The 21,869-nt window shown below is 72.9% G+C and carries 12 protein-coding genes and 1 tRNA gene; 10 read left to right on the top strand and 3 right to left on the bottom strand.

Features of this window, described 5'->3' with window-relative positions; all coding sequences use genetic code 11:
* The first annotated feature begins 210 nt into the window (after window positions 1–210).
* The 10 genes from ACWC2T_RS03220 (at window position 211) to ACWC2T_RS03175 (ending at window position 18,068) form a co-directional block, all read left to right on the top strand.
* A complete protein-coding gene (locus tag ACWC2T_RS03220; protein ID WP_450668753.1) occupies window positions 211–840 on the top strand; it encodes a small secreted protein in 630 nt (209 codons plus the stop codon).
* A gap of 152 nt (window positions 841–992) precedes the next feature.
* A complete protein-coding gene (locus tag ACWC2T_RS03215) occupies window positions 993–2,513 on the top strand; it encodes a DUF7059 domain-containing protein (protein ID WP_450668752.1) in 1,521 nt (506 codons plus the stop codon).
* 393 nt (window positions 2,514–2,906) lie between these two features.
* A complete protein-coding gene (locus ACWC2T_RS03210) occupies window positions 2,907–3,104 on the top strand; it encodes a hypothetical protein (protein WP_450668751.1) in 198 nt (65 codons plus the stop codon).
* A 265-nt stretch (window positions 3,105–3,369) separates the two neighbouring features.
* A complete protein-coding gene (gene topA, locus ACWC2T_RS03205) occupies window positions 3,370–6,183 on the top strand; it encodes a type I DNA topoisomerase (RefSeq protein ID WP_450668750.1) in 2,814 nt (937 codons plus the stop codon).
* Between the two features lie 184 nt (window positions 6,184–6,367).
* Entirely contained in the window at window positions 6,368–9,670 is a 3,303-nt protein-coding gene (tmk, locus tag ACWC2T_RS03200) for a dTMP kinase (RefSeq protein ID WP_450668749.1), read from the top strand.
* A 198-nt stretch (window positions 9,671–9,868) separates the two neighbouring features.
* Window positions 9,869–11,074 carry a DNA polymerase III subunit delta' gene (locus ACWC2T_RS03195; RefSeq protein WP_450668748.1) on the top strand — a complete coding sequence of 402 codons (1,206 nt, stop codon included), beginning with the start codon at window positions 9,869–9,871 and terminating at the stop codon, window positions 11,072–11,074.
* Between the two features lie 142 nt (window positions 11,075–11,216).
* Window positions 11,217–12,818: an alpha/beta hydrolase gene (locus ACWC2T_RS03190; RefSeq protein ID WP_450668747.1), complete on the top strand. Its 1,602-nt coding sequence runs from the start codon at window positions 11,217–11,219 to the stop codon at window positions 12,816–12,818.
* Between the two features lie 118 nt (window positions 12,819–12,936).
* A tRNA-Thr gene (locus tag ACWC2T_RS03185) sits at window positions 12,937–13,013 on the top strand.
* Between the two features lie 247 nt (window positions 13,014–13,260).
* Window positions 13,261–14,154 carry a glycosyltransferase family 2 protein gene (locus tag ACWC2T_RS03180; protein ID WP_450668746.1) on the top strand — a complete coding sequence of 298 codons (894 nt, stop codon included), beginning with the start codon at window positions 13,261–13,263 and terminating at the stop codon, window positions 14,152–14,154.
* 725 nt (window positions 14,155–14,879) lie between these two features.
* The gene (locus ACWC2T_RS03175; RefSeq protein ID WP_450668745.1) at window positions 14,880–18,068 is read left to right on the top strand and encodes a BTAD domain-containing putative transcriptional regulator; all 3,189 of its coding nucleotides are present in this window, start codon (window positions 14,880–14,882) and stop codon (window positions 18,066–18,068) included.
* Window positions 18,069–18,544: 476 nt separating this feature from the next.
* On the opposite strand, the gene ACWC2T_RS03170 is transcribed toward ACWC2T_RS03175, so the two are convergent.
* From ACWC2T_RS03170 to ACWC2T_RS03160, 3 genes are read right to left on the bottom strand one after another with little or no spacing between them, the layout of a single operon-like run.
* A complete protein-coding gene (locus ACWC2T_RS03170; protein ID WP_450668744.1) occupies window positions 18,545–20,245 on the bottom strand; it encodes a bifunctional 3'-5' exonuclease/DNA polymerase in 1,701 nt (566 codons plus the stop codon).
* A gap of 48 nt (window positions 20,246–20,293) precedes the next feature.
* Window positions 20,294–21,073, bottom strand: coding sequence for a Clp protease N-terminal domain-containing protein (locus ACWC2T_RS03165; protein ID WP_450668743.1), 780 nt, complete (start codon window positions 21,071–21,073; stop codon window positions 20,294–20,296).
* 32 nt (window positions 21,074–21,105) lie between these two features.
* Complete coding sequence (locus tag ACWC2T_RS03160; RefSeq protein ID WP_450668742.1) at window positions 21,106–21,666, bottom strand: LysE family translocator; 561 nt, start codon at window positions 21,664–21,666, stop codon at window positions 21,106–21,108.
* Window positions 21,667–21,869 lie beyond the last annotated feature (203 nt).

The following is a 21,869-nucleotide window of genomic DNA, read 5'->3' as shown; positions in this document are numbered from 1 at the left end:
CAACGGGTGGGCGGGCGGCGCGTGTTGGCGTGCCGCCCGCCCGCTTCCGTCTGGGGGCGCTCTGTGGGCGCGTCTATGGACGCGTCTGTGGGCTCGCCCACGTGGTGAGCCTTCTCTCTCATGGTGCAAAGGGTTGCAAAGGGTGCCTTAGGGGGCGTTCGGGGAGTGGAGGGTGTGGGTCCGCCGTGTAGGGTCCGTGGGCCGAGAGCCATGGAAGGGACCAATCCGGTGAACAAGAAGCTCGCGGCCGCACTGTCCGGCGGTGCGGTACTGGTGGTGGCGCTGTCTGGATGCAGCAGCAGCGGCGGCGACAAGGGACCCGACCCCAAGCTGGTCGCCTGGGCCAAGTCGGTGTGCGACGCGGTGCCCGCGCAGGACGCGAAGATCAAGGCGGCGAACGCGGCCATCAGCACGACGGCCGCCGACACCGCCAAGCCCGAGACCCTCCAGAAGACGGACTCACAGGCCTTCCAGGACATGGCCGACGGCTACAAGGCGATCGCGGCCGCCGTCAGCAACGCGGGCGCGCCTCCCGGTGTCCAGGACGGCGCCCAGCGGCTCCAGGACGTCGTGAAGAGTTTCGACGGTCTCTCCGCCTCCTACGCCGGCCTGAAGAAGCAGGTCGACGCGCTGAACACCAAGGACCAGGCCAAGTTCGCCTCGGGCCTGCACGACATCGCGGTGCAGATGACGGACCTGGAGAAGCAGCACAAGAGCGGTACCGACGCGCTGGAGAAGCTGCAGCAGGGTGACGTCAAGAACGCCATCGCCCAGCAGGCCAGCTGCAAGAAGGTCGCGGCCACGGCCTCCTCCTCCTCGTCGTCGCCGTCGGCGGGCTGACGGGACGCTCCCGACTGTCGGCCGACGGCTCACGTACGGCCCTCGGGGCCGCGACGCACCGCCGGCAACCCACGTCGGTGACGTGTGCCGAGCGGCATCGGTGAGGCGTGCTGAGGCCGCGTGTGGCACGTGCCGCGGGCCACAATGGGGGCGTGACTGACTCCGGACTCGCTTCCCTGCCCGCTTCCGACCGGCCCGACATCGCCGCGCGTCTGCGTGACGCGCTGCTGGCCGCATCCTTCACCGCCGACGGACTGCTGGAGCTGCTCGGCGCCCCCGCGTACGCGGCGCTGGCCCGCAGCGAGACCGTGCCCGCCCTGCGGGCGACCCGTGGCGACACGCCGCTGGAGACACTCGTCCGGCTGTTCCTGCTCCAGCAGCCGGTGCCGCACGCGCGCGTGGCGGCCGTTCTGCCGGCCGAGGAGGCGCTGGAGGCCGGGTGGCTCACGCGCGTGGGCGGCGACGAGGTGGCCGCCACCGTGGACGTACGGCCCTACGGCGGCCCCGGCGGCGAGGACTGGTTCATCGTCTCCGACCTGGGCTGCGCGGTCGGCGGTGCGGGTGGTATCGGACAGCGCGACGAGGGCGTCGTACTCGGTGTCGGCGGCGCCTCCACCACCCTCGCCGGCATCACCGTCCGTACGCCGGTCGCGTCCGCCCTGGACCTCGGCACGGGCTCCGGCATCCAGGCGCTGCACGCCGTCCAGCACGCCACGCGCGTGACGGCGACCGACCTCAACCCGCGCGCCCTGCACATCACCGCGCTCACTCTCGCGCTCTCCGGCGCGCCCGCCGCCGACCTGCGCGAGGGTTCGCTGTTCGAGCCGGTCCGGGCCGACGAGACCTTCGACCTCATCGTCTCCAACCCGCCCTTCGTCATCTCGCCCGGCGCTCGCCTCACGTACCGGGACGGCGGCATGGGCGGGGACGATCTGTGCCGCTCGCTCGTTCAGCAGGCGGGGGAACGGCTGAACGAGGGCGGGTTCGCGCAGTTCCTCGCCAACTGGCAGCACGTAGCGGGGGAGGACTGGCAGGACAGACTCAGGTCGTGGGTGCCGCGCGGGTGCGATGCCTGGATCGTGCAGCGCGAGGTACAGGACATCACGCAGTACGCCGAGCTGTGGCTGAGGGACGCCGGTGACCACCGCGGGGATCCGGCGGAGTACCAGGCTCGCTACGACGCCTGGCTCGACGAGTTCGAGGCGCGCAAGGTCAAGGCGGTCGGTTTCGGCTGGATCACCCTGCGCCGGACGGGTTCCGCCGAGCCCGTCGTCACGGTGGAGGAGTGGCCGCACCCGGTCGAGCAGCCCCTGGGAGACACGATCCGGGCGCACTTCGAGCGTCTCGACTATCTCCGCGAGCACGACGACGCGGCGCTGCTCCACAGTCACTTCAAGCTCGCCGCCGAGGTGGTCCAGGAACAGGTCGGGCTGCCCGGCGCCGAGGACCCGGAGCATGTGGTGCTGCGCCAGCACCGCGGGATGCGCCGGGCCACGAAGGTGGACACGGTCGGCGCCGGGTTCGCGGGCGTCTGCGACGGCACGCTGAGCGCGGGCCGCATCCTCGACGCCATCGCCCAGCTCATGGACGAGGACCCGGTGGTGCTCCGGGACCGGACGCCCGCGCAGATCCGTGTGCTGGTGGAACAGGGCTTCCTCGAACCGGCGCGCTGAGCGGGCCGCGCTGAGCGGGCTGAGCGGGCCGGGCGGGGCGGCAGGGCGGGGCTACGGCGGCTTGGGTCGGGTGCGGTAGGCCGGGTACCGGTGCGGTCGTAGCCGTGCCCCGATGCCTGGGTGGCCGCGTCCGGATCATCGTCGTATGCCGGGGGCGCGGGCAGGCACGGGCAGGCATGGAGCGGTGGCGGCCGCAGTGACGCGCCGATGCCGGGAAAACGGCCGGAAAAATATGGCTGCCGTGATCATCCTGGCGTTATTCGATTTTGTGTTCGATGTCACGTCGGCCCCTCGTTCACCTCGATGTCGCCCTCCCGCCCCCCGCCCGTCTCCCGCGGGTGCCAGTCTCCCGGCGCGGGCAGAGCCGGACGGCACGGAAGGGGTGGGCGGGGGATGGAGAGCGGGCCGGCGATCTTCGCGGGAGTGGTGTTCGCGCTGTTCGGGGGCGCCCTTCTGGCCTGGACCGGCACCCGCCTCAGGTGTCGCGAGCCGGTGGCCCACGGTGTGAACCAGGTCGCATCGGCGGCCCTCGCGAGCGTGGCCGGGACGGTCGCGCTGGCCCTCGGCGTTTACTGCCTGACCCGCCTCTGACATCGGCGGGGGCCCGGCGGGGAGCATGCCGTCAGTGCAAGGGGAGCGTCACGCTCCGGACATGCCTCAGGTGGGTACCCGGTAGTCCGGGCGGCAGGAATGGCGGTAGTCGGGTTACCGTTCGAGTGGCCGTTGTGGGCTTTTCCCGTTTGACACGGGGGCGGGATGTACCGTCACACTCCGCAGCGTCACACGTGCCAGCACGCCGCGACCCCGGGAGGAAGCCCTGGGGAGGCCCCAGCGTCGACCGGAGAGAAGAGCGAAGTTGTCCCCGACCAGCGAGACCGCACAGGGCGGCCGCCGACTCGTCATCGTCGAGTCGCCTGCCAAGGCGAAGACGATCAAGGGCTATCTCGGCCCCGGCTACGTCGTCGAAGCGAGCGTCGGGCACATCCGCGACCTCCCCAACGGCGCCGCGGAGGTGCCCGAGAAGTACACCGGTGAGGTCCGCCGCCTCGGTGTGGACGTAGACCATGACTTCCAGCCGATCTATGTGATCAACGCTGACAAGAAGGCGCAGGTCAAGAAGCTCAAGGACCTGCTGAAGGATTCCGACGAGCTCTTCCTCGCCACCGATGAGGACCGGGAGGGCGAGGCGATCGCCTGGCACCTCCAGGAGGTCCTCAAGCCGAAGATCCCGGTCAAGCGGATGGTCTTCCACGAGATCACCAAGGACGCGATCCGCGAGGCCGTCGCCAACCCGCGCCAGCTCAACCAGAAGCTGGTCGACGCCCAGGAGACCCGCCGCATCCTCGACCGCCTCTACGGCTACGAGGTCTCGCCGGTCCTGTGGAAGAAGGTCATGCCGCGCCTGTCGGCCGGCCGTGTCCAGTCCGTCGCCACGCGGCTCGTGGTGGAGCGGGAACGCGACCGCATCGCGTTTCGTTCTGCCGAGTACTGGGACCTGACGGGCACCTTCGCGACCGGCCGTGCGGGGGATCCGTCGGACCCGTCGTCGCTGGTCGCCCGCCTGCAGACCGTCGACGGCAGGCGGATCGCGCAGGGCCGCGACTTCGACTCCCTGGGACAGCTCAAGAGCGAGAACACCCTCCACCTCGACGAGGCGACCGCCCGCGCCCTCGCCGCCGCCCTGGAGAACACCCGCTTCTCCGTGCGCTCCGTCGAGTCCAAGCCGTACCGCCGCTCGCCGTACGCCCCGTTCCGTACGACGACGCTGCAGCAGGAGGCCAGCCGTAAGCTCGGCTTCGGCGCCAAGGCGACCATGCAGATCGCCCAGAAGCTGTACGAGAACGGCTACATCACGTACATGCGTACGGACTCCACGACGCTGAGCGACACGGCGATCACGGCAGCCCGCGCCCAGGTCACGCAGCTGTACGGCGCCGACTACCTGCCGCCGCAGCCGCGTACGTACGCCGCCAAGGTCAAGAACGCGCAGGAGGCCCACGAGGCGATCCGCCCCTCGGGTGATCGTTTCCGCACTCCTGCCGAGACCGGCCTGACCGGCGACCAGTTCAAGCTCTACGAGCTGATCTGGAAGCGGACCGTCGCCTCCCAGATGAAGGACGCGACCGGGAACAGCGTGACCGTGAAGATCGGCGGTGCCGCCGCCGACGGCCGGGACGTGGAGTTCAGCGCCTCCGGCAAGACGATCACCTTCCACGGCTTCCTGAAGGCCTACGTCGAGGGTGCCGACGACCCGAACGCCGAGCTGGACGACCGTGAGCGCCGGCTGCCGCAGGTCGCCGAGGGCGACGCGCTGTCCGCCGAGGAGATCACGGTCGACGGCCACGCCACCAAGCCCCCGGCCCGCTACACCGAGGCCTCCCTGGTCAAGGAGCTGGAAGAGCGCGAGATCGGCCGCCCGTCGACGTACGCGTCGATCATCGGCACGATCCTCGACCGCGGCTATGTCTTCAAGAAGGGCACGGCCCTCGTCCCGTCCTTCCTCTCCTTCGCCGTCGTCAACCTGCTGGAGAAGCACTTCGGCCGGCTCGTCGACTACGACTTCACCGCCAAGATGGAGGACGACCTCGACCGCATCGCGGCCGGTGAGGCCAAGGCCGTGCCGTGGCTGAAGCGTTTCTACTTCGGTGAGGGCACCGGCCACGGTGGCGCGGCCGAGGCGGGCAACGGCGACGGGGACCACCTCGGCGGCCTCAAGGAGCTGGTGACCGACCTGGGCGCGATCGACGCGCGCGAGGTGTCGTCGTTCCCGGTGGGCAACGACATCGTGCTCCGCGTCGGCCGCTACGGCCCGTACATCGAGCGCGGCGAGAAGGACACCGAGCAGCACCAGCGCGCCGACATCCCGGACGACCTGGCGCCGGACGAGCTGAGTGTCGAGCTGGCCGAGGAGCTGCTGGCCAAGCCCAGCGGCGATGTCGAGCTGGGCACCGACCCGGCGACCGGCCACCAGATCGTCGCCAAGGCCGGCCGCTACGGCCCGTACGTCACTGAGGTCCTCCCTGAAGGCACCCCGAAGACCGGCAAGAACGCGGTCAAGCCGCGCACGGCCTCGCTGTTCAAGTCGATGTCGCTCGACACGGTGACGCTCGACGACGCCCTGAAGCTGATGTCGCTGCCGCGGATCGTCGGCACGGACGCCGACGGCCAGGAGATCACCGCGCAGAACGGCCGCTACGGCCCGTACCTGAAGAAGGGCACGGACTCGCGCTCCCTGCAGTCCGAGGACCAGCTCTTCACGATCACGCTGGAAGAGGCGCAGGCGATCTATGCCCAGCCGAAGCAGCGTGGCCGGGCCGCCGCCAAGCCGCCGCTGAAGGAGCTGGGCGAGGACCCGGTCTCCGGCAAGCCGGTCGTGGTCAAGGACGGCCGCTTCGGGCCGTACGTCACCGACGGCGAGACCAACGCGACCCTGCGCTCCGGCGACAGCGTCGAGGCGATCACCCCGGAGCGCGGCTTCGAACTGCTCGCCGAGAAGCGCGCGAAGGCGCCCGCCAAGAAGACCGCGAAGAAGGCCCCGGCGAAGAAGACCGCCGCCAAGAAGACGGTGGCGAAGAAGACGACCGCGGCCGCGAAGAAGACCACGGCGAAGAAGACGACCACCAAGAAGGCCACGGCTTCCAAGGCGACGGCTTCGGGCGTGGAGGACTGACCGCCGAGGACTGAGTGCGGAGACCGAGCGCCGAGGACTGATCAGCCTCCGCACTGCTGTTCGACTTCGCGAAGGCTTCGCCTCTGTATCACTTCGGTACGCCCCGGCATCACTTTGATGTCGGGGCGTGCCCATGCCAGGAGAGGCGGGGTGTGGTGTCGGTGGCTGCGGATAGGCTGAACGCATGACGCGAGCCGAGCAGCCAACGGCCCCCACCACAGCCCCGGACGACGCCCTGGTCGCGGACTCCCGCGAGCGCGCCGTCCGTTCCCTGCTGCGCCGACCCGAGTTGCGGCGCCTGTGGAGCGCACAGCTGGTGAGCGGTGTCGGCGACACCCTCGCACTCCTCGTCCTGGTTGTCCTCGCCCTCCAGGCGGCGATCGCCCAGGGCGCGTTCGGCGGTGGATACCGAGGGGTCGCGTTCGCAGTGGCGACGGTCTTCGCGACGCGCGTCCTCGCCGCCCTGCTGTTCGGCGCGGTCCTCCTCGGCCCGCTGACCACGCTCACCGCCCAGGAAGGCCCCCTCGACCGCCGCTGGACCATGGTCGGCGCCGACGGCGTGCGCACCGCGCTGCTGATCGTCGCGCCCCTGTGGATCGACTGGACCCCGGACAACGCGCTGGCCGTCCTGCTGGTCACCGCCTTCGTCACCGGCGTCGCCGAGCGCCTGTGGACGGTGTGCCGGGAGAGTGCGGCCCCGGCCCTGCTGCCCGGCCCGCCCCCGGAGGGCGCCACCGTGCGGCCGCTGCCGGACCACATGGACGCCCTGCGCCGCCTCTCGCTGCGCACGAGCTTCCTCGCCGTCCCGCTGGCTGCCGCCGCGCTGGTCGTCGCCGGTCTGCTGAACAACCTGCTGGGTACCGGCGTGGCCTGGTTCGACCAGCACCATGCGGCCCTCGCGTCGTATGTGGCGGCCGGCCTGTTCGCCGCCTCCCTATCCGTGCTGACCTTCCTGGAGCTGCCCGACACCCGCACTCCGCGCCCGCGGTCCCCGCTGGAGGGCCTGCGCCGCCCGCGTACCGGCACCGGCGTCGACAAGGGCCGTACGGGCGCGATCCCGCTGCTCGTCCCGGCCTGTGCCGCGGTGGCCGGGTCCATCGCGGCGGCCGTCTCGGTGTGCGTGCTGCACGCCACCGACCTGGGCGGCGGCCCGGTTCTGTACGGCCTGCTGGTGCTGGGCCTGACCGGCGGTGTCGCCGTCGGCATCCGTACGGCGCCCTCGCTGCTGCCCTCGCTCTCGCGCCGCCGGCTGCTCGCCCTCGCGATCGCCTTCACCGGTATCGCCCTGCTGGCCGCCGGGCTCGTCCCGGACGTCACCACGGTGCTGCTGATCGTCACCCTCGCCGGTGTCACCGCCGGCGTGGCCGCGAACACCGGGCACGCCCTGCTCGACCAGGAGACCGAGGACTACCGCCGGGCGCGCGTCACCGAGCACCTGCACGCGGTCGTCCGGGTCTTCATAGCGCTCGGCGCCCTGACCGCGCCCGTGGTCGCCGGGCTCATCGGCCGGCACCGGCTGGAGAACGGCAAGTTCGTCTTCGCACACGGCGGCGCCTCCTTCACGCTGATGCTGGTCGGCGCGCTGCTGCTGCCGGTGGCCGCCCTGGTGCTCGCCAAGGTCGACGACCGTTCCGGCATCCCGCTGCGCCAGGACCTCAAGGACGCGCTGCTCGGCGGCGACGACCCGGTCGAGGCACCGGCGACGAACGGCTTCTTCATCGCCCTGGAGGGTGGCGACGGCGCCGGCAAGTCGACCCAGGCCGAGGCCCTCGCGGAGTGGATCCGCGCCAAGGGCCACGAGGTTGTGCTCACCCGCGAGCCGGGCGCCACCCCCGTCGGCAAGCGGCTGCGCTCGATCCTGCTCGACGTGTCCTCGGCGGGTCTGTCGCACCGCGCGGAGGCGCTGCTGTACGCCGCCGACCGCGCCGAGCACGTCGACACCGTCGTACGGCCCGCCCTGGAGCGCGGCGCGGTCGTGATCTCCGACCGCTACATCGACTCGTCGGTCGCCTACCAGGGCGCCGGCCGCGATCTGTCCCCGACCGAGATCGCCCGCATCAACCGCTGGGCGACCAACGGGCTCGTCCCGCACCTGACCGTCCTGCTGGACGTCTCCCCGGAGACCGCCCGCGAGCGGTTCACCGAGGCGCCGGACCGGCTGGAGTCGGAGCCCGCGGAGTTCCACGCGCGCGTGCGGGCCGGTTTCCTCACGCTGGCCGCCGCCGACCCCGGCCGCTACCTGGTGGTGGACGCCGGTCAGGAGCCCGAGGCCGTCACCACGGTGATCCGGCACCGGCTCGACACCGTGCTGCCGCTGTCCGAGGCCGAGATCAAGGCCCAGGAGGAGGCCCGGAAGAAGGCCGAGGAGGAGGCCCGCCGCAAGGCCGAGGAAGAGGCCGCGCGCAAGGCAGAGGAGGAGCGCCTGGAGCGCGAGCGCCAGGAGGAGCTGGCCCGGCTGCGCGCCGAGGAGGAGGAGCGCAAGCGCCGCGAGCTGGAGGAGGCGCAGCGCCGCGAGGCCGAACGGCAGGCGGAGGAGGCCCGGCAGCGGGCGGCGGAAGCGGCCCGGCGCGCGGAGGAGGAGCGGCAGCGGCTGCTCGCCGAGGAGAAGGCCCGCGCCGAGGAGGAGGCCCGCCGCAGGGCCGAGGAGGAGCGGCGTCGCAGGCAGGCCGAGGAGGAGGCCCGACTGCGCGCGGAAGAAGAAGCGCGCCGCCTGGAGAAGCAGCGCAAGGCCGAGGAGGCGCTGCTGCGCGCCGAGGAGGCCCGTCGGCAGGCGGCCGAGGCAGCGGCGGCGGCCGACACGGCGGCCCGCCGGTCCGGCACGCCCCTGCCGGCCGCGCCGGGCCCGGCCCCGGACGCGGCGACGGTTCCCACCCCGGTGGTGGCGCCGGACGCGCGCGGCCCCGAGGAGACGGTCCCGACCCCGGTGGCCCCGCCGGGGCGGGGAGAGCCGGGCACCGACGAGACGACGGTGCTGCGTCCAGTGCGCGACGAACAGCACGACCGTGGCCGGGCCGGCGAGGAGCCGCAGACGACCGCGGCCACCGAGCCCGGCTCCGACGCCGAGGTGACCGCCGAGCTGCCGCAGCCGCCGGTCAACGGCGCGTCGGACGAGACGGCGGTATTGCCGCCGGTTCCGGATGCGTCGGACGAGACGGCGGTGCTGCCGCCGGTTCCGGGGGCGGCCGACGAGACGGCCGTACTGCCGCCCGTACGGGGTGACGACCCGGCGAACCGGGTGCCGCCCGGCTTCTTCCGGGACGAGCGGCCCGCCGCGGGCCCCGACGGCTCCGAGGACCGTACGCGCGAGATGCCGCAGATCGACGCCGACGGCACCCCTCGTCGTCGGCCGCGTCCCGACTGGGCCGAGGAGACCCCGCTGGACGACCTGCCGTCGCTGGCGGACGAGCTGCTGGGATCGCACGACGAGCGGGAGTACGGCGACCACGACGAGGAGCCCGGCCGCAGGGGCCGGGGCCGGCGCGGCTGACGACAGCCTGCGGGCACAGGGCACAGGCGGGCACAGGGCGGCGCCGATCGGGCCATCGATCGGCGCCGCCCTCGCTCTCACCACCCGCACCGCAACGTTTCACCACGCTCACCGCAGCGTCCGCCGGACCGCGTTGTCAGTGCCCGCCCGCACAATGGAGGGCAGGAACGCGGAGTGTGACGAAAGGCGGCGTGACCCATGACCGTGTGGGACGACCTCGTCGGGCAGGAGAAGGTGAGCGCGGTGCTCGACGCGGCCGCGCGGGACGCCGACGCCCTCGTCACGGCCGCCGCGGCCGACGAGCCGCTGCCCGAGGCGTCGAAGATGACGCACGCATGGCTGTTCACGGGCCCCCCCGGAGCAGGCCGGAACCAGGCGGCCAGGGCCTTCGCCGCGGCCCTGCAGTGCGTCAGCCCCGACCGCGCCCTCGGCGGAGCCCCCGGCTGCGGCTTCTGCGACGGCTGCCACACCGCGCTGCTCGGCACCCACGCGGACGTCACCACGGTGGCCGCCGTGGGCTCGGAGATCCTGGTGAAGGACATGCGGGACACGGTCCGCAAGTCGTTCACCGCCCCGGCGAACGGCCGCTGGCAGATCATCCTGGTCGAGGACGCCGAGCGGCTGAACGAGAAGTCGGCCAACGCCGTCCTCAAGGCCGTGGAGGAGCCCGCCCCCCGCACGGTCTGGCTGCTGTGCGCCCCCTCCATCGAGGACGTCCTGCCGACGATCCGCTCCCGCTGCCGCCACCTGAACCTGCGCACGCCGTCCGTGGACGCGGTCGCCGACATGCTCGTACGGCGCGACGGCATCGAACCCGAGGTCGCGGCGGCCGCCGCCCGCGCCACGCAGGGGCACGTCGACCGCGCCCGGCGCCTGGCCACCGACCCGGCGGCCCGCGACCGCCGCGCGGCCGTCCTCAAACTGCCGCTGCGCCTCGACGAGGTCGGCGCCTGCCTCAAGGCCGCCCAGGAGCTGGTCGACGCGGCCGCCGAGGACGCCAAGCAGCTCGCCGAGGAGATGGACGGCAAGGAGGCCGAGGAGCTGAAGGCGGCGCTGGGCGCGGCCCAGGGCGGCCGGCTGCCGCGGGGCACGGCGGGCGTGATGAAGGACCTCGAGGACATGCAGAAGCGCCGCAGAACCCGCACGCAGCGCGACAGCCTCGACATCGCCCTCGGCGACCTCACGGCCTTCTACCGCGATGTCCTCGCCCTCCAGCTCGGCTCCCGCGTGGCGATCGCCAACGGCGACGCCGAGGACGCCCTGCAGCGGCTGGCGCGCGGCAGCACCCCGGAATCCACACTCCGCCGCATCGAGGCGATCGCGGCGTGCCGCGAGGCCCTCGACCGCAATGTGGCCCCGCTGCTGGCGGTGGAGGCGATGACGATGGCGCTGCGGGCGGGCTGAAGGGTTGCGCGCGGGCTGAGCAGCGAAGCCGGGAGGCCGACCGACGATGTCACGGGTGAGAAACCGCCGGCGTTGTCCCTCGTACGAGGCCACAATCCGCACGCACCGCATCGGGAGCATCGCACAGCGTTACGCTCGCCAGATGCACACCAGGCCATCCCTCCGCCGGACCCGGGGCGTCCGCCCCCGGACGACGGCTCGCCTCACGGCCGCCCTGTTCACGGCCGCCGCCCTCCTCGTGTCCGCTTGTTCCTCCGGGAGCTCGACCACGTCGGCGGGCGGTGCGGACACGGTGCTGGCCGCGCTGCCGCGTGCGACGCCGTCGGTGTTGTCGTCGTACTACTCCCAGAAGCTGCGCTGGCGCAGCTGCGGTGTCCCCGGTTTCCAGTGCGCGACGATGAAGGCCCCGCTGGACTACGCCGAGCCCGGCGCGGGCGACGTCCGGCTGGCCGTCGCCCGCAAGCTCGCCACCGGCAAGGGAAGGCCGCTCGGCTCGCTGCTGGTCAACCCGGGCGGCCCCGGCGGCTCGGCGGTGGGCTACCTCCAGAGTTACGCGGGCATCGGCTACCCGGCCGACGTCCGCGCCCGCTACGACATGGTCGCGGTGGACCCGCGGGGTGTGGGCCGCAGCGAGCCCGTGGAGTGCCTCGACGGCCGCCAGATGGACGCGTACACACAGACGGACCTGACGCCCGACGACCAGCGGGAGGAGAACGCGCTGGTCACGGCGGACAAGGGGTTCGCGGAGAGCTGCGGAGCGCACTCGGCGCGGCTGCTGCGGCACGTCTCCACCGTCGAGGCGGCGCGCGACATGGACATCCTGCGGGCGGCGCTGGGTGATCCGAAACTGAACTACGTGGGGGCGTCGTACGGCACGTTCCTCGGGGCGACGTACGCGGGCCTGTTCCCCGACCGGGTCGGCCGGATGGTCCTGGACGGCGCGATGGACCCGGCTCTGGACGCGCGGCAGATGAACCTGGACCAGACGGCCGGCTTCGAGACGGCGTTCCAGGCGTTCGCGAAGGACTGCGTGCGGCACTCCGACTGCTCGCTCGGCAGCAGGGGCACGACGCCGGCCCAGGTCGGCGACCACCTCAAGGCGTTCTTCCGGAAGCTGGACGCCCGCCCCATCCCGACGGGCGACGCGGCCGGCCGCAAGCTGGGCGAGGCGCTAGCCACGACCGGGGTGATCGCGGCGATGTACGACCAGGGCACCTGGGAGCAACTGCGCGAGGCGCTGACCTCGGCGATGAAGGAGAACGACGGCGCGGGTCTGCTCGCACTCTCCGACACCTACTACGAACGAGACTCCGGCGGTCACTACAGCAACCTGATGATGGCCAACGCGGCCGTGAACTGCCTGGACCTGCCATCGGCCTTCACCGGCCCCGAGCAGGTCGAGAAGGCGCTGCCCGACTTCGAGAAGGCGTCCCCGGTCTTCGGCGAGGGCCTGGCCTGGGCCTCGCTGAACTGTGCGTACTGGCCGGTGAAGGCCACCGGTGTGCCGCACCGTATCGAGGCGAAGGGCGCGGCGCCGATCGTGGTGGTCGGCACCACCCGCGACCCCGCGACCCCCTACCACTGGGCCCAGGCCCTGGCCCACCAGCTCGCCTCGGGCCGCCTCCTGACGTACGTCGGCGACGGCCACACCGCCTACGGCCGTGGCAGCACCTGCATCGACACGGCGATCAACACCTACCTGCTCAGCGGCACCCCACCCACCACAGGAAAACGCTGCTCATAGCCCTGCCACGCCCCTGCCGCCCGCCCCGGCCTCCTCCCTCCCGGGGCGTGGTCGGAGCACCCTCAGAAACTGTGTAGACTTACCGACGTTGCCGATCGCACCATAGTGCGGACGGCGCGCCGCCTTAGCTCAGATGGCCAGAGCAACGCACTCGTAATGCGTAGGTCTCGGGTTCGAATCCCGAAGGCGGCTCCACTGGGACCCCGGGTCAGGTATTCGCTGGCCTGGGGTTTTCTTGTGTTCGACGGACGACGAGACCGGTGTGCCGGTCGAGGCTTCAGCCGGCGACGACGGCAACGCCTGCCCGGACCAAGTCCGGCAAAGGGCCCGCAAAGTGAATCAGGGTCCGGTGAACCCGCGGATCTGAGGCAACATCTTGGTGAACGATGGGCGCCGCGCGGTCAGGGTGCGGTGCCGCCGTCGGCCGGATGGGGTGAGGGACGTGGTGGAGCCGAGGATCGCCGTAGCCGTGGTGACCATGGGCAACCGGCCCGCCGAGGTCGACGCCCTGCTGGAGTCCGTGGCCAAGCAGGACCTCGCCCCCACCCGCATCGTGATCGTCGGCAACGGCTGCCGGCTGCCCGAGTTCGCCCACCGGCTCTCCCTGCCCGGCGAGGTCACCACCATCGACGTGGAGGAGAACCTCGGCTGCCCGGGCGGCCGGAACGTCGCCCTCGCCCGCCTGCGGGAGTACGACGACGTCGACGTCGTCGTGGAACTGGACGACGACGGCCTGCTGGTCGACGCCGATGTGCTGCGGCGCGTACGGGACCTGTACGCCGCCGACCCGCGCCTCGGCATCGTCGGTTTCCGCATCGCCGACGAGCACGGCGAGACCCAGCAACGGCATGTGCCGCGCGTGGGCAGGTCGGATCCGATGCGCGGGGGCTATGTCACCGGCTTCCTCGGCGGCGGGCACGCCCTGCGCATGGCGATGCTGGCCGAGATCGGGGACTGGCCGGCCGAGTTCTTCTTCGCGCACGAGGAGACCGACCTCGCCTGGCGCGCCGCCGACGCCGGCTGGAAGATCCTCTACGCCCCCGAGCTGCTGCTCCAGCACCCCAAGACCTCGCCGGCCCGGCACGCCATCTACTACCGCGTCAACGCCCGCAACCGTGTCTGGCTCGTCCGGCGCCGGCTGCCGTTGCCGCTCATCCCCGTGCACCTCGGGGTGTGGACGCTGCTCACCCTCGCCCGCACGCGCTCCCCGGCGGGGCTGAAGGCGTGGTTCGGCGGGTTCGTGGAAGGCCTGCGGAAGCCTGCCGGCGAGCGCCGGCCCATGCGCTGGCGGACGGCGTGGAGGCTCACCCGACTGGGACGCCCACCGGTGATCTGAGACGCGGGGCGGCTGCGGGGGCGGCGACGGGGACGGGAGGCCGGGGTGCCTGCCGGGGTGCGGGGGCGTGGGGCATCTTCCGGTGGGCCGAGGCGGCGGGCGTCTGCAGGGTGTCTGTGGGTTGGCCGGGCTCGGTTTTCGCCGGTGACTTGGGGCGGGAGGTCTCGGCCGCCGGGCTTCCGTCCGTGATGCCGGTGCCGGTGCCGGTGCCGATCCGGGGCGCGGATGCTCCGCCGGTCGCCCGACCGGCGCGCACAGGTCGGATCGCCGATCGTCCGACCGGCGCACACGGAGCCAATCGCCGATCGCCCGACCGGCGCGAAACGGGGCGTTGAGAACGGAACGGGACGGGGCCCCGGGCGTTCACCTCCGCCGACCGGGGCCCCTTGCGTCCCCGGACCCGGCCTACGGCGACACTCCCCCGAGTTACGCGACATACGCGCGCGCCGTCGGGCCAGATCCGATGGAATGATCACATCAGGATTCACCAACGGATCGCTAACATGTGGCCAACGGTTCGTCGGCCGATGGCGGACCCGTTGGCCGGAATTCGCCGACGGAATCCCGAACGGGCCCTCGGTCGGGCCGATCCGGGGCCCGTGCGGCCGGCGGACGGTGGCGGGAAACCGTCCAGGACGGGGCGGAATTCCGCCAGACAACGGCGGGCACAGGCTCGTCGCGGAGCGCGGTCTACCCGACCGTGCAGGAAGACGTGGAGCGGCGTGATGCGGCGGTGCGGGCTGCGGTTCGGACTGCTGGGACCACCCGTCCTGTACGACCGACAGGCGTTCAGGATCTCGGACGAATCCCTCGACGGCGGCGTCCGCGCCATCGGCAGCCCCAAGGTGCGTGCACTGCTGGCCGCGCTGCTGCTGGAGCCGGGCCGGGTCGTCTCGGTGGAGGCGCTGAAGGACGCCCTGTGGGGCGGGGCTCCGCCCGTCTCGGCGCAGGCGTCCCTGCACAACCACGTCACCCGGCTGCGCCGGCTTTTGGACGGCCCCGACCGGCTCAGGGCCGTACCGCCGGGATACGTACTGCGCGTCGACCACGGCGAGTTGGACGTGCACGTCTTCGACACCCGGGTCGCCGAGGCACGGGCCGCGCATGCCCGGCGGGACTGGCCGGGCGTCGTACGGGCCTGTACGGCCGCGCTCGCGCTCTGGCGCGGCACCCCGCTCAGCGGGCTCCCCGCCGACCTCGGCGGTTACGCCCTGGTGCAGCGCCTGGAGGAGGCCCGGCTGCTCCTGCTGGAGTGGCGCTACGACGCCGAACTCGCCCTGGGCGGGGCACGATTGGCCGGAATCGTCCCGGAGCTCGCGGCGCTGGTCGCCGAGTATCCGCTGCGCGAGGCGTATCACCGTCAGCTCATGCTGGCCCTGCACCGCACCGGCCGTCAGGCCGAGGCGCTGGCCGTCCACCGTGATCTGCGCGCCCGCCTGGTCGAGGAACTCGGCATCGAACCCGGCCCGGCCGTGCGCGAGGCCCATGTCGAGGTGCTGCGGGGGAGCGGCGAGGAACGGCAGGGGGGCGAGGGGGAGCGCGACGGCGGTCGGCGGGGTGCCGAGGGTGGCCGTCGGCAACCGTCCGGGTCCACTGGCCATGTGGACGGTGCTGCCGAGGGGGAGGCCGAAACTCCGGCTTCGCGCGCGGGCGGTGTCCCAGCCGATGCACGTCAGGCCCCACGACCGGCACAACTCCCGCCGCCCCCGGCACACTTCACCGGTCGCGTCGATGTCCGGCGTGAACTGCGGCGCGCGCTCACCGAGCCGCCCGTACCGGCTCCGGCCATCGCCGTGCTCAGCGGTATGGCGGGCGTCGGCAAGAGCGCCCTCGCCCTGGCTGTCGCACATGAGCTGCGGGAACGTTTCCCCGATGGGCAGCTGTACGTCAACCTGCACGGCGCCACCCCCGGCATGACCCCGCTCGGCTCCGCCCAGGCGCTCGCCGCGCTGCTGCGGGACCTGGGCGCCGAGCCCCGCAGCATCCCCGAACACCCGGACGCGGCAGCCGCGTTGCTCCGTTCGCTGCTCGCCCCGGCCCGCATCCTGCTGGTACTCGACGACGCGGCGAACGCGGCCCAGGTACGGCCCCTGCTGCCGGCCGGACCCGGTTGCGCGGTGATCGTCACCAGCCGCTCGCCCCTGACCGCCCTCGACGGCGCCCGGCGCTTCCCGCTCGCCCCGCTGACCGGCGAGGACAGCGCGGCACTGCTGCGCGCGGTGAGCGGACGGGAGCGGCTGGACGCCGGTCACCCGCTGGTCGAGCTGACCGGCCGGCTCCCGCTGGCGCTGCGCGTCGTGGCCGCCCGGCTCGCCGCCCGCCGCGCCCTCACCCCGGATGTGCTGGCGAGTCAACTCGCCCAGACCGGTGGCAGATTGCGTCATCTCGAGTACGACGACCTGAGCGTCCGGCGTTCCCTGGCCGTCGCCCATGACGCGCTCGCCGCAGCCGGGCGCGAGGCGGACCGGGACGCGGCGCTCGCGCTGCGCCGCATCGGCGCACTGGACCTGCCGACCTACGGCGCCCCGCTGATCGCCCGCCTCACCGGCACCGACGCGCGGCGTGCCGAGGCGGCCCTGGACCGTCTGGTCGACGTCGCCCTCCTGGAGGAGACCGCCTACGGCCGTTACGCCCCGCACGACCTGGTCCGCGACTTCGCCCGCGAACTGGCGGACACGGGGAAGGGCACCGGCACGCACGCGCCGAGCGCCCTTCCGGACGGCGAGCAGAGCCCGGGCGTGCAGGGGGAGGCAGGCCACCGGACCGACCCCGCCGCCGCGCCCGCCCCCGATCTGATCGCCCTGCGCTGGTACGCCGCCGTGGCCGAACGGCTGCTGGAGGCGGTCGTGGAGCCCGGGATCGATCAGGAGGACCGGCGTCGGCCGACCTCCGCGCAGCCGCCGGAGCACGGGGCCGACGTGGCCGCGCTGGCGTCCTTCGAGTCCGCCGAGCAGGCCTTCGGCTGGGGAGAGGTGGAGCTGGAGAACGTCGTCGCCCTGGTGTCACGCAACGCGGACACGTCCGACCCGTGCCGGGCCGCGCACCTCTCGACGCTCGCGCGGCTGCTCTTCCCCTACGTCCAGCGTGGTGGCCGGGTCGCCGAGATGGAGGTGCTGGGGCGGGCCGCGCTCGGGGCGGCGCGGCTGCTCGGGGACGCGCCGGCCGAGGCGTACGCCCTCGGTGACCTGGCGGGCCTGCACTTCCTGACCGGCCGCCAGAAGGACGCCCTCGCGCTCACCGACGAGGCCCTGGAGATCTGGCGGCGGCTCGGTGTCGTCTCCAGGATCCGGCGCTGTCTGAACAACCGCGGCCTGCTGCTGGAGGGGCTCGGGCGGTTCGCGGAGTCCGGGGAGGCGCTGCGGCAGAGCCTCGCGTACTCGCGCCAGTTGAACGACCCCTACGGCGAGGCCGTCACCCGCAGCCATCTCGGCAACCTCTACGAGCACACCGACCCGCGTGCCGCGATCGAGCAGCACCGGCGCTCGCTGGCGATCGGGGACGCGATCGGCGCGGTCATCGTGCAGCACTCGGCGCACTGCAACATCGGCTACGCCCATCTCACCCTCGGCGAACCGGCCGCCGCTGCCGGGCACTTCGAGGAGAGCCTGCGCATCCTCGGCGGCCACGGCGACTGGCACGGCGAGTCCCAGACCCGGCTCGGCCTGGTCCGCGCGCTGCGGCAGCTGGGCGACACCGAACGGGCGGGCCGTGAGTGCGCCGAGTTGCTGCGCCGGGCCGACGCCCGCGCCGACCGCTACATGGGGGCCCTGGCCCGGCACCAGCACGGGCTGCTGCTGAGCGCGCGGGGGCGGCGGACGGAGGCGTACGACGCCTGGCGCGCGGCACTCGCGGCACTGGACGGCACCGACGAGCAGGCGGTCGTGACAGAGCTGCGGGAACTTCTCGCGCAGTGACCCAGACGCTTCGGGACACCTCGCGCCGAATACCCGAAGCGCTTGCGGTCAGACCTCGCGGCGTGGCCGACAGATGTGCGAGCGGGATGTGTGTGACGAGCGCCGGCTTTGCGGGCGGGCGCGGGGGATGAGCGCGGGTTTTGGGGTGGGGCGCGTGGCGCGGCCGGTGGATGCGCGGGCGGGTCGCGGGGGATGAGCGTCGGCTTTGCGAGTGGCTCGCGCGGTGTGGCCGACGGATGTGCGGGCGGCTGCGTGGGACGAGCGCCGAGCTGTTGCGGCGCGTGGGGTGAGCGAGGTTTTTGGGGCGGGATGCGTGGAGTGAGCGACGGGTCTGCGGGCCGGCCTCGTGGAGTGGCCAACGGGTTGGCGAGTAGCGCGTGCAGTGTGGTCGGGGTGCTTGTGTGCGGTTCTCGAAGAGTGACCGCGGGGCGTGCGAACGGCTTGCGTGGAGCGGCGGAAATGCGCTGGGGCAGCGCTCACTTGGCGTCGGCATAGCACTCCACCACCGCTGCCGTGAACGGGAACCGCACCGGGGTCTCGCCGAAGGTCAGCCGGCCGGCGAGGTCGGCGGAGGCGTGGATGGCGTGGACGACCGTGTCGGCCTCCTCGGCTGGGCAGTGCACGATCACCTCGTCGTGCTGGAAGAAGACCAGTTCCGCCTTGAGGTCCGCGCAGGCCCGGCGGAGCCCGGCGAGCATCAGCAGGGCCCAGTCGGCGGCGCTGCCCTGGACGACGAAGTTCCGCGCGAAGCGGCCCCGCGCCCGGGAGTTGGTGGAGGCGTAGCCGGGGACCCAGGCGGTTTGGCCGTCGGCCTGCGTCTCGGTGTCGTCGTCGGCGATCGGGATGCCCGCCTCTCCCGCCGTGTCCTCGCCTGCTCCGGCGGCCGGCGGGCAGGTGCGGCCCAGCCAGGTGCGCACCAGCCGGCCCTCCTCGCCCGCGCGGGCCGCCTCGTCGACGTAGGCGACGGCCTTCGGGAAGCGGCGGCGCAGCGCGGCCAGGTTCTTCAGGCCGTCGCCCGAGGTCTGGCCGTAGATCGCGCCGAGCACAGCGACCTTGGCCTGGTCACGGTCGCCGGAGAAGGCGCGGTCGGACACGGACTGGTAGAGGTCGCTCGCGCGGCCGGCCACCTCCATCAGCCCGGGGTCGCGGGAGATCGCGGCGAGCACGCGCGGCTCCATCTGGTCGGCGTCGGCCACGACCAGCCGCCAGCCGGGGTCGGCGACCACGGCCCGGCGGATCACCTTGGGGATCTGCAGTGCACCCCCGCCGTTGGTCACCCAGCGTCCGGTCACCGTGCCGCCGGCGAGGAACTCGGGGCGGAAGCGGCCGTCGCGCACCCAGTCCTGCAGCCAGGACCAGCCGTGGGCCACCCAGATGCGGTACAGCTTCTTGTACTCCAGCAGGGGCTCGACGGCCGGGTGGTCGACGGACCGGATCTCCCAGCGGCGGGTGGACTTCACCTTGATCCCGGCCTGGGCGAAGGCCTTGATCACGTCGGCGGGAAGATCGGGGCGGACCCGGCGGCCGAAGGCGGCGGAGATCTCGTCGGCCAGCTCGGCGAGGCGGCGCGGCTCGCCGCCGCCCGCGTACCGCTCGCCCAGCAGGTCGTGCAGCAGGCGGCGGTGGACCTCGGCGCTCCACGGCAGGCCCGCGTGGTTCATCTCGGCGGCCACCAGCATGCCGGCCGACTCGGCGGCCGTCAGGAGCCGCATCCGGTCGGGGTGGGCGGTCCGCTCGTGCCGCCGCAGCTGCTCGGCGTAGACCGCGAGGAGGTCGGTCAGGGGCAGGCGGGTGCCGGTGGCCTCGAACAGCGGGGACTGGGCGCCCGGTGCGGCCGAGCGCTGGGGCGGGTCGGGCGGTACGGGGCCGCCCCGGAGGCGGGCCAGGGCGGCGGCGGCCGAGCGTGGCTCGCCGTACCGGCCCTCGTGGCCCAGCAGGAGTGTCTCGGCGTCCTCGATGTCGTAGCACCGCTCCACTCGCACCCCCGTGGCGAGCAGACGCGGGTAGACCTCGGGGGTGGACCGCCACACCCAGCGCGTCACCTCCGGGCGGCTCCGCACCGCCTGGGCGAGATCGCTCTCCCGCCGCACCGGCCCGGCGGGCAGGCCGTCCGGGCCGAGGGGGGCGACGTCCACGCCGGAGTCCTCGGCCGGTGCGAGCGCCCACCGGTCGGTCATGACTGCGAGTGTGGCAGCCGGCTCTGACAATCGCTCTGACCTGCGGTTTCAGTCCTCGCTCGGGCGGGGGTCGGCCGCTTTCGCGCCGGCTGCCTCCGCGGCCGCCGCCTTCGTCTGCTCCGTCAGCAGCGACAGCACCTTGGCGATGTACGCCTCGGTCGCGGCCTTGGTGATGCCGAGGTCGCTGAGGACACCCCGGCCGTTCTCCTGCTCCAGGAGTGCGAGCAGGATGTGCTCGGTGCCGATGTAGTTGTGGCCGAGCCGGAGGGCCTCGCGGAAGGTGAGTTCCAGGGCCTTCTTGGCGTCGGGGCCGTAAGGGATGAGGTCCGGGACCTCGTCCGCGGCGGGCGGCAGCGCGGCGGTCGCGGCCTGCCGTACGGTGTCCAGGAGGACGCCCTGCTCGGTGATCGCCTTCGCCCCGATGCCCTCGGGCTCGGCCAGCAGTCCGAGGACCAGGTGCTCGGGTCGGCCCTCCGGGGTGCGGGCGGCCACCGCCTCGTTGTGCGCGGCGATGACCACGTTCCGCGCGCGCGGGGTGTAGCGGCTGAAGTCGCCGGCGTCGAGGTCGGCGGACTCCTTCGGTACGAACCGCTTCTGCGCCGCCTGCCGGGTGACGCCCATGCTCCGGCCGATCTCCGTCCAGGACGCACCCGAGCGCCGGGCCTGATCGACGAAGTGGCCGATCAGATGGTCCGCCACATCACCGAGGTGATCGGCGGCGATCACCGCGTCCTGGAGTTGTTCGAGGGGCTCGTTGTGGGCCTTCTTGATGGCCACGATGAGGTCGTCGAGGCGTACGGATGCCGTGATGTTCGGGTTGGTCGCCATGTGTCAACCGTAGGTTGCACTCTCAGTGACTGTCAACCGATAGTTGACAGTCTCTTCGGTGTGGCGTGCCGGTCACTCGGTACGACCGCCAGACGCACCGCGAGCCCGGCGAACACCGTCCCGCTGAAGTAGTCCAGGCCCCGCGCGAGGCGCCGACTGCGCCGCAGCAGTGCGGCGAGCTTCCCGGTGAGCAGGCCGACCGGGCCGTCCACCACCACGCCCATCGCCGTGATCGTGAATCCCGGCACGAGGAACTGCTCACGCACGTGCCCCAGGGCGGGGTCCACGAACTGCGGCAGGAAGGAGACGTTGAAGAGGATCACCTTCGGGTTGAGGAGGTTGGTGACGGCGCCCCGCCAGAACGCCCGTCGGCGCCCGTTGCCCGGCGCCAACTCGGTCTCGACCGGTCCGCCGTCGCCCCGGAACGCCCTGACTGCGAGGAACAGCAGATAGGCCGCGCCCGCCCAGTGCAGCGCCTCGTAGAGCGTCGGCAGGGGCAGGAACAGCGCCGACAGGCCGAGCGCCGCGGCGACCGTGTGCACGAGCATGGCGCAGGCGACTCCGAGGGCGGCCGCCACACCCGTCAGGGCCAAGCAGTCCACTGGGTGGCGGTGTTGAGGGCGAACCGATGGCCACTACGTTGGTCTCGACCACCGCAGCTCCGCAGCTCCGCACCTCCCCCGGCTCATCCGGCGACCTCGGCCGATCCCGACCCCGACCTCGATCCCGCCCCGAACCCGTGCCCGTGCCCCGGGGTGTACTCCCCGCCCCCGCCCCCACCCCGCTCCTTCATCCA

The sequence above is a fragment of the Streptomyces sp. NPDC001393 genome (genome assembly GCF_053597455.1).
Note: the sequence above shows the minus strand (reverse complement) of the source record. Positions and strands in the feature narration are given on the sequence as shown.

What these genes read in the sequence shown, in the direction of transcription:
- ACWC2T_RS03220 (WP_450668753.1), top strand. Translation starts at nt 211, where the DNA reads ATGGAAGGGACCAATCCGGTGAACAAGAAGCTCGCGGCCGCACTGTCC.
- ACWC2T_RS03210 (WP_450668751.1), top strand. Translation starts at nt 2,907, where the DNA reads ATGGAGAGCGGGCCGGCGATCTTCGCGGGAGTGGTGTTCGCGCTGTTC.
- tmk (WP_450668749.1), top strand. Translation starts at nt 6,368, where the DNA reads ATGACGCGAGCCGAGCAGCCAACGGCCCCCACCACAGCCCCGGACGAC.
- ACWC2T_RS03195 (WP_450668748.1), top strand. Translation starts at nt 9,869, where the DNA reads ATGACCGTGTGGGACGACCTCGTCGGGCAGGAGAAGGTGAGCGCGGTG.
- ACWC2T_RS03190 (WP_450668747.1), top strand. Translation starts at nt 11,217, where the DNA reads ATGCACACCAGGCCATCCCTCCGCCGGACCCGGGGCGTCCGCCCCCGG.
- ACWC2T_RS03175 (WP_450668745.1), top strand. Translation starts at nt 14,880, where the DNA reads ATGCGGCGGTGCGGGCTGCGGTTCGGACTGCTGGGACCACCCGTCCTG.
- ACWC2T_RS03170 (WP_450668744.1), bottom strand. Translation starts at nt 20,245, where the DNA reads ATGACCGACCGGTGGGCGCTCGCACCGGCCGAGGACTCCGGCGTGGAC.
- ACWC2T_RS03165 (WP_450668743.1), bottom strand. Translation starts at nt 21,073, where the DNA reads ATGGCGACCAACCCGAACATCACGGCATCCGTACGCCTCGACGACCTC.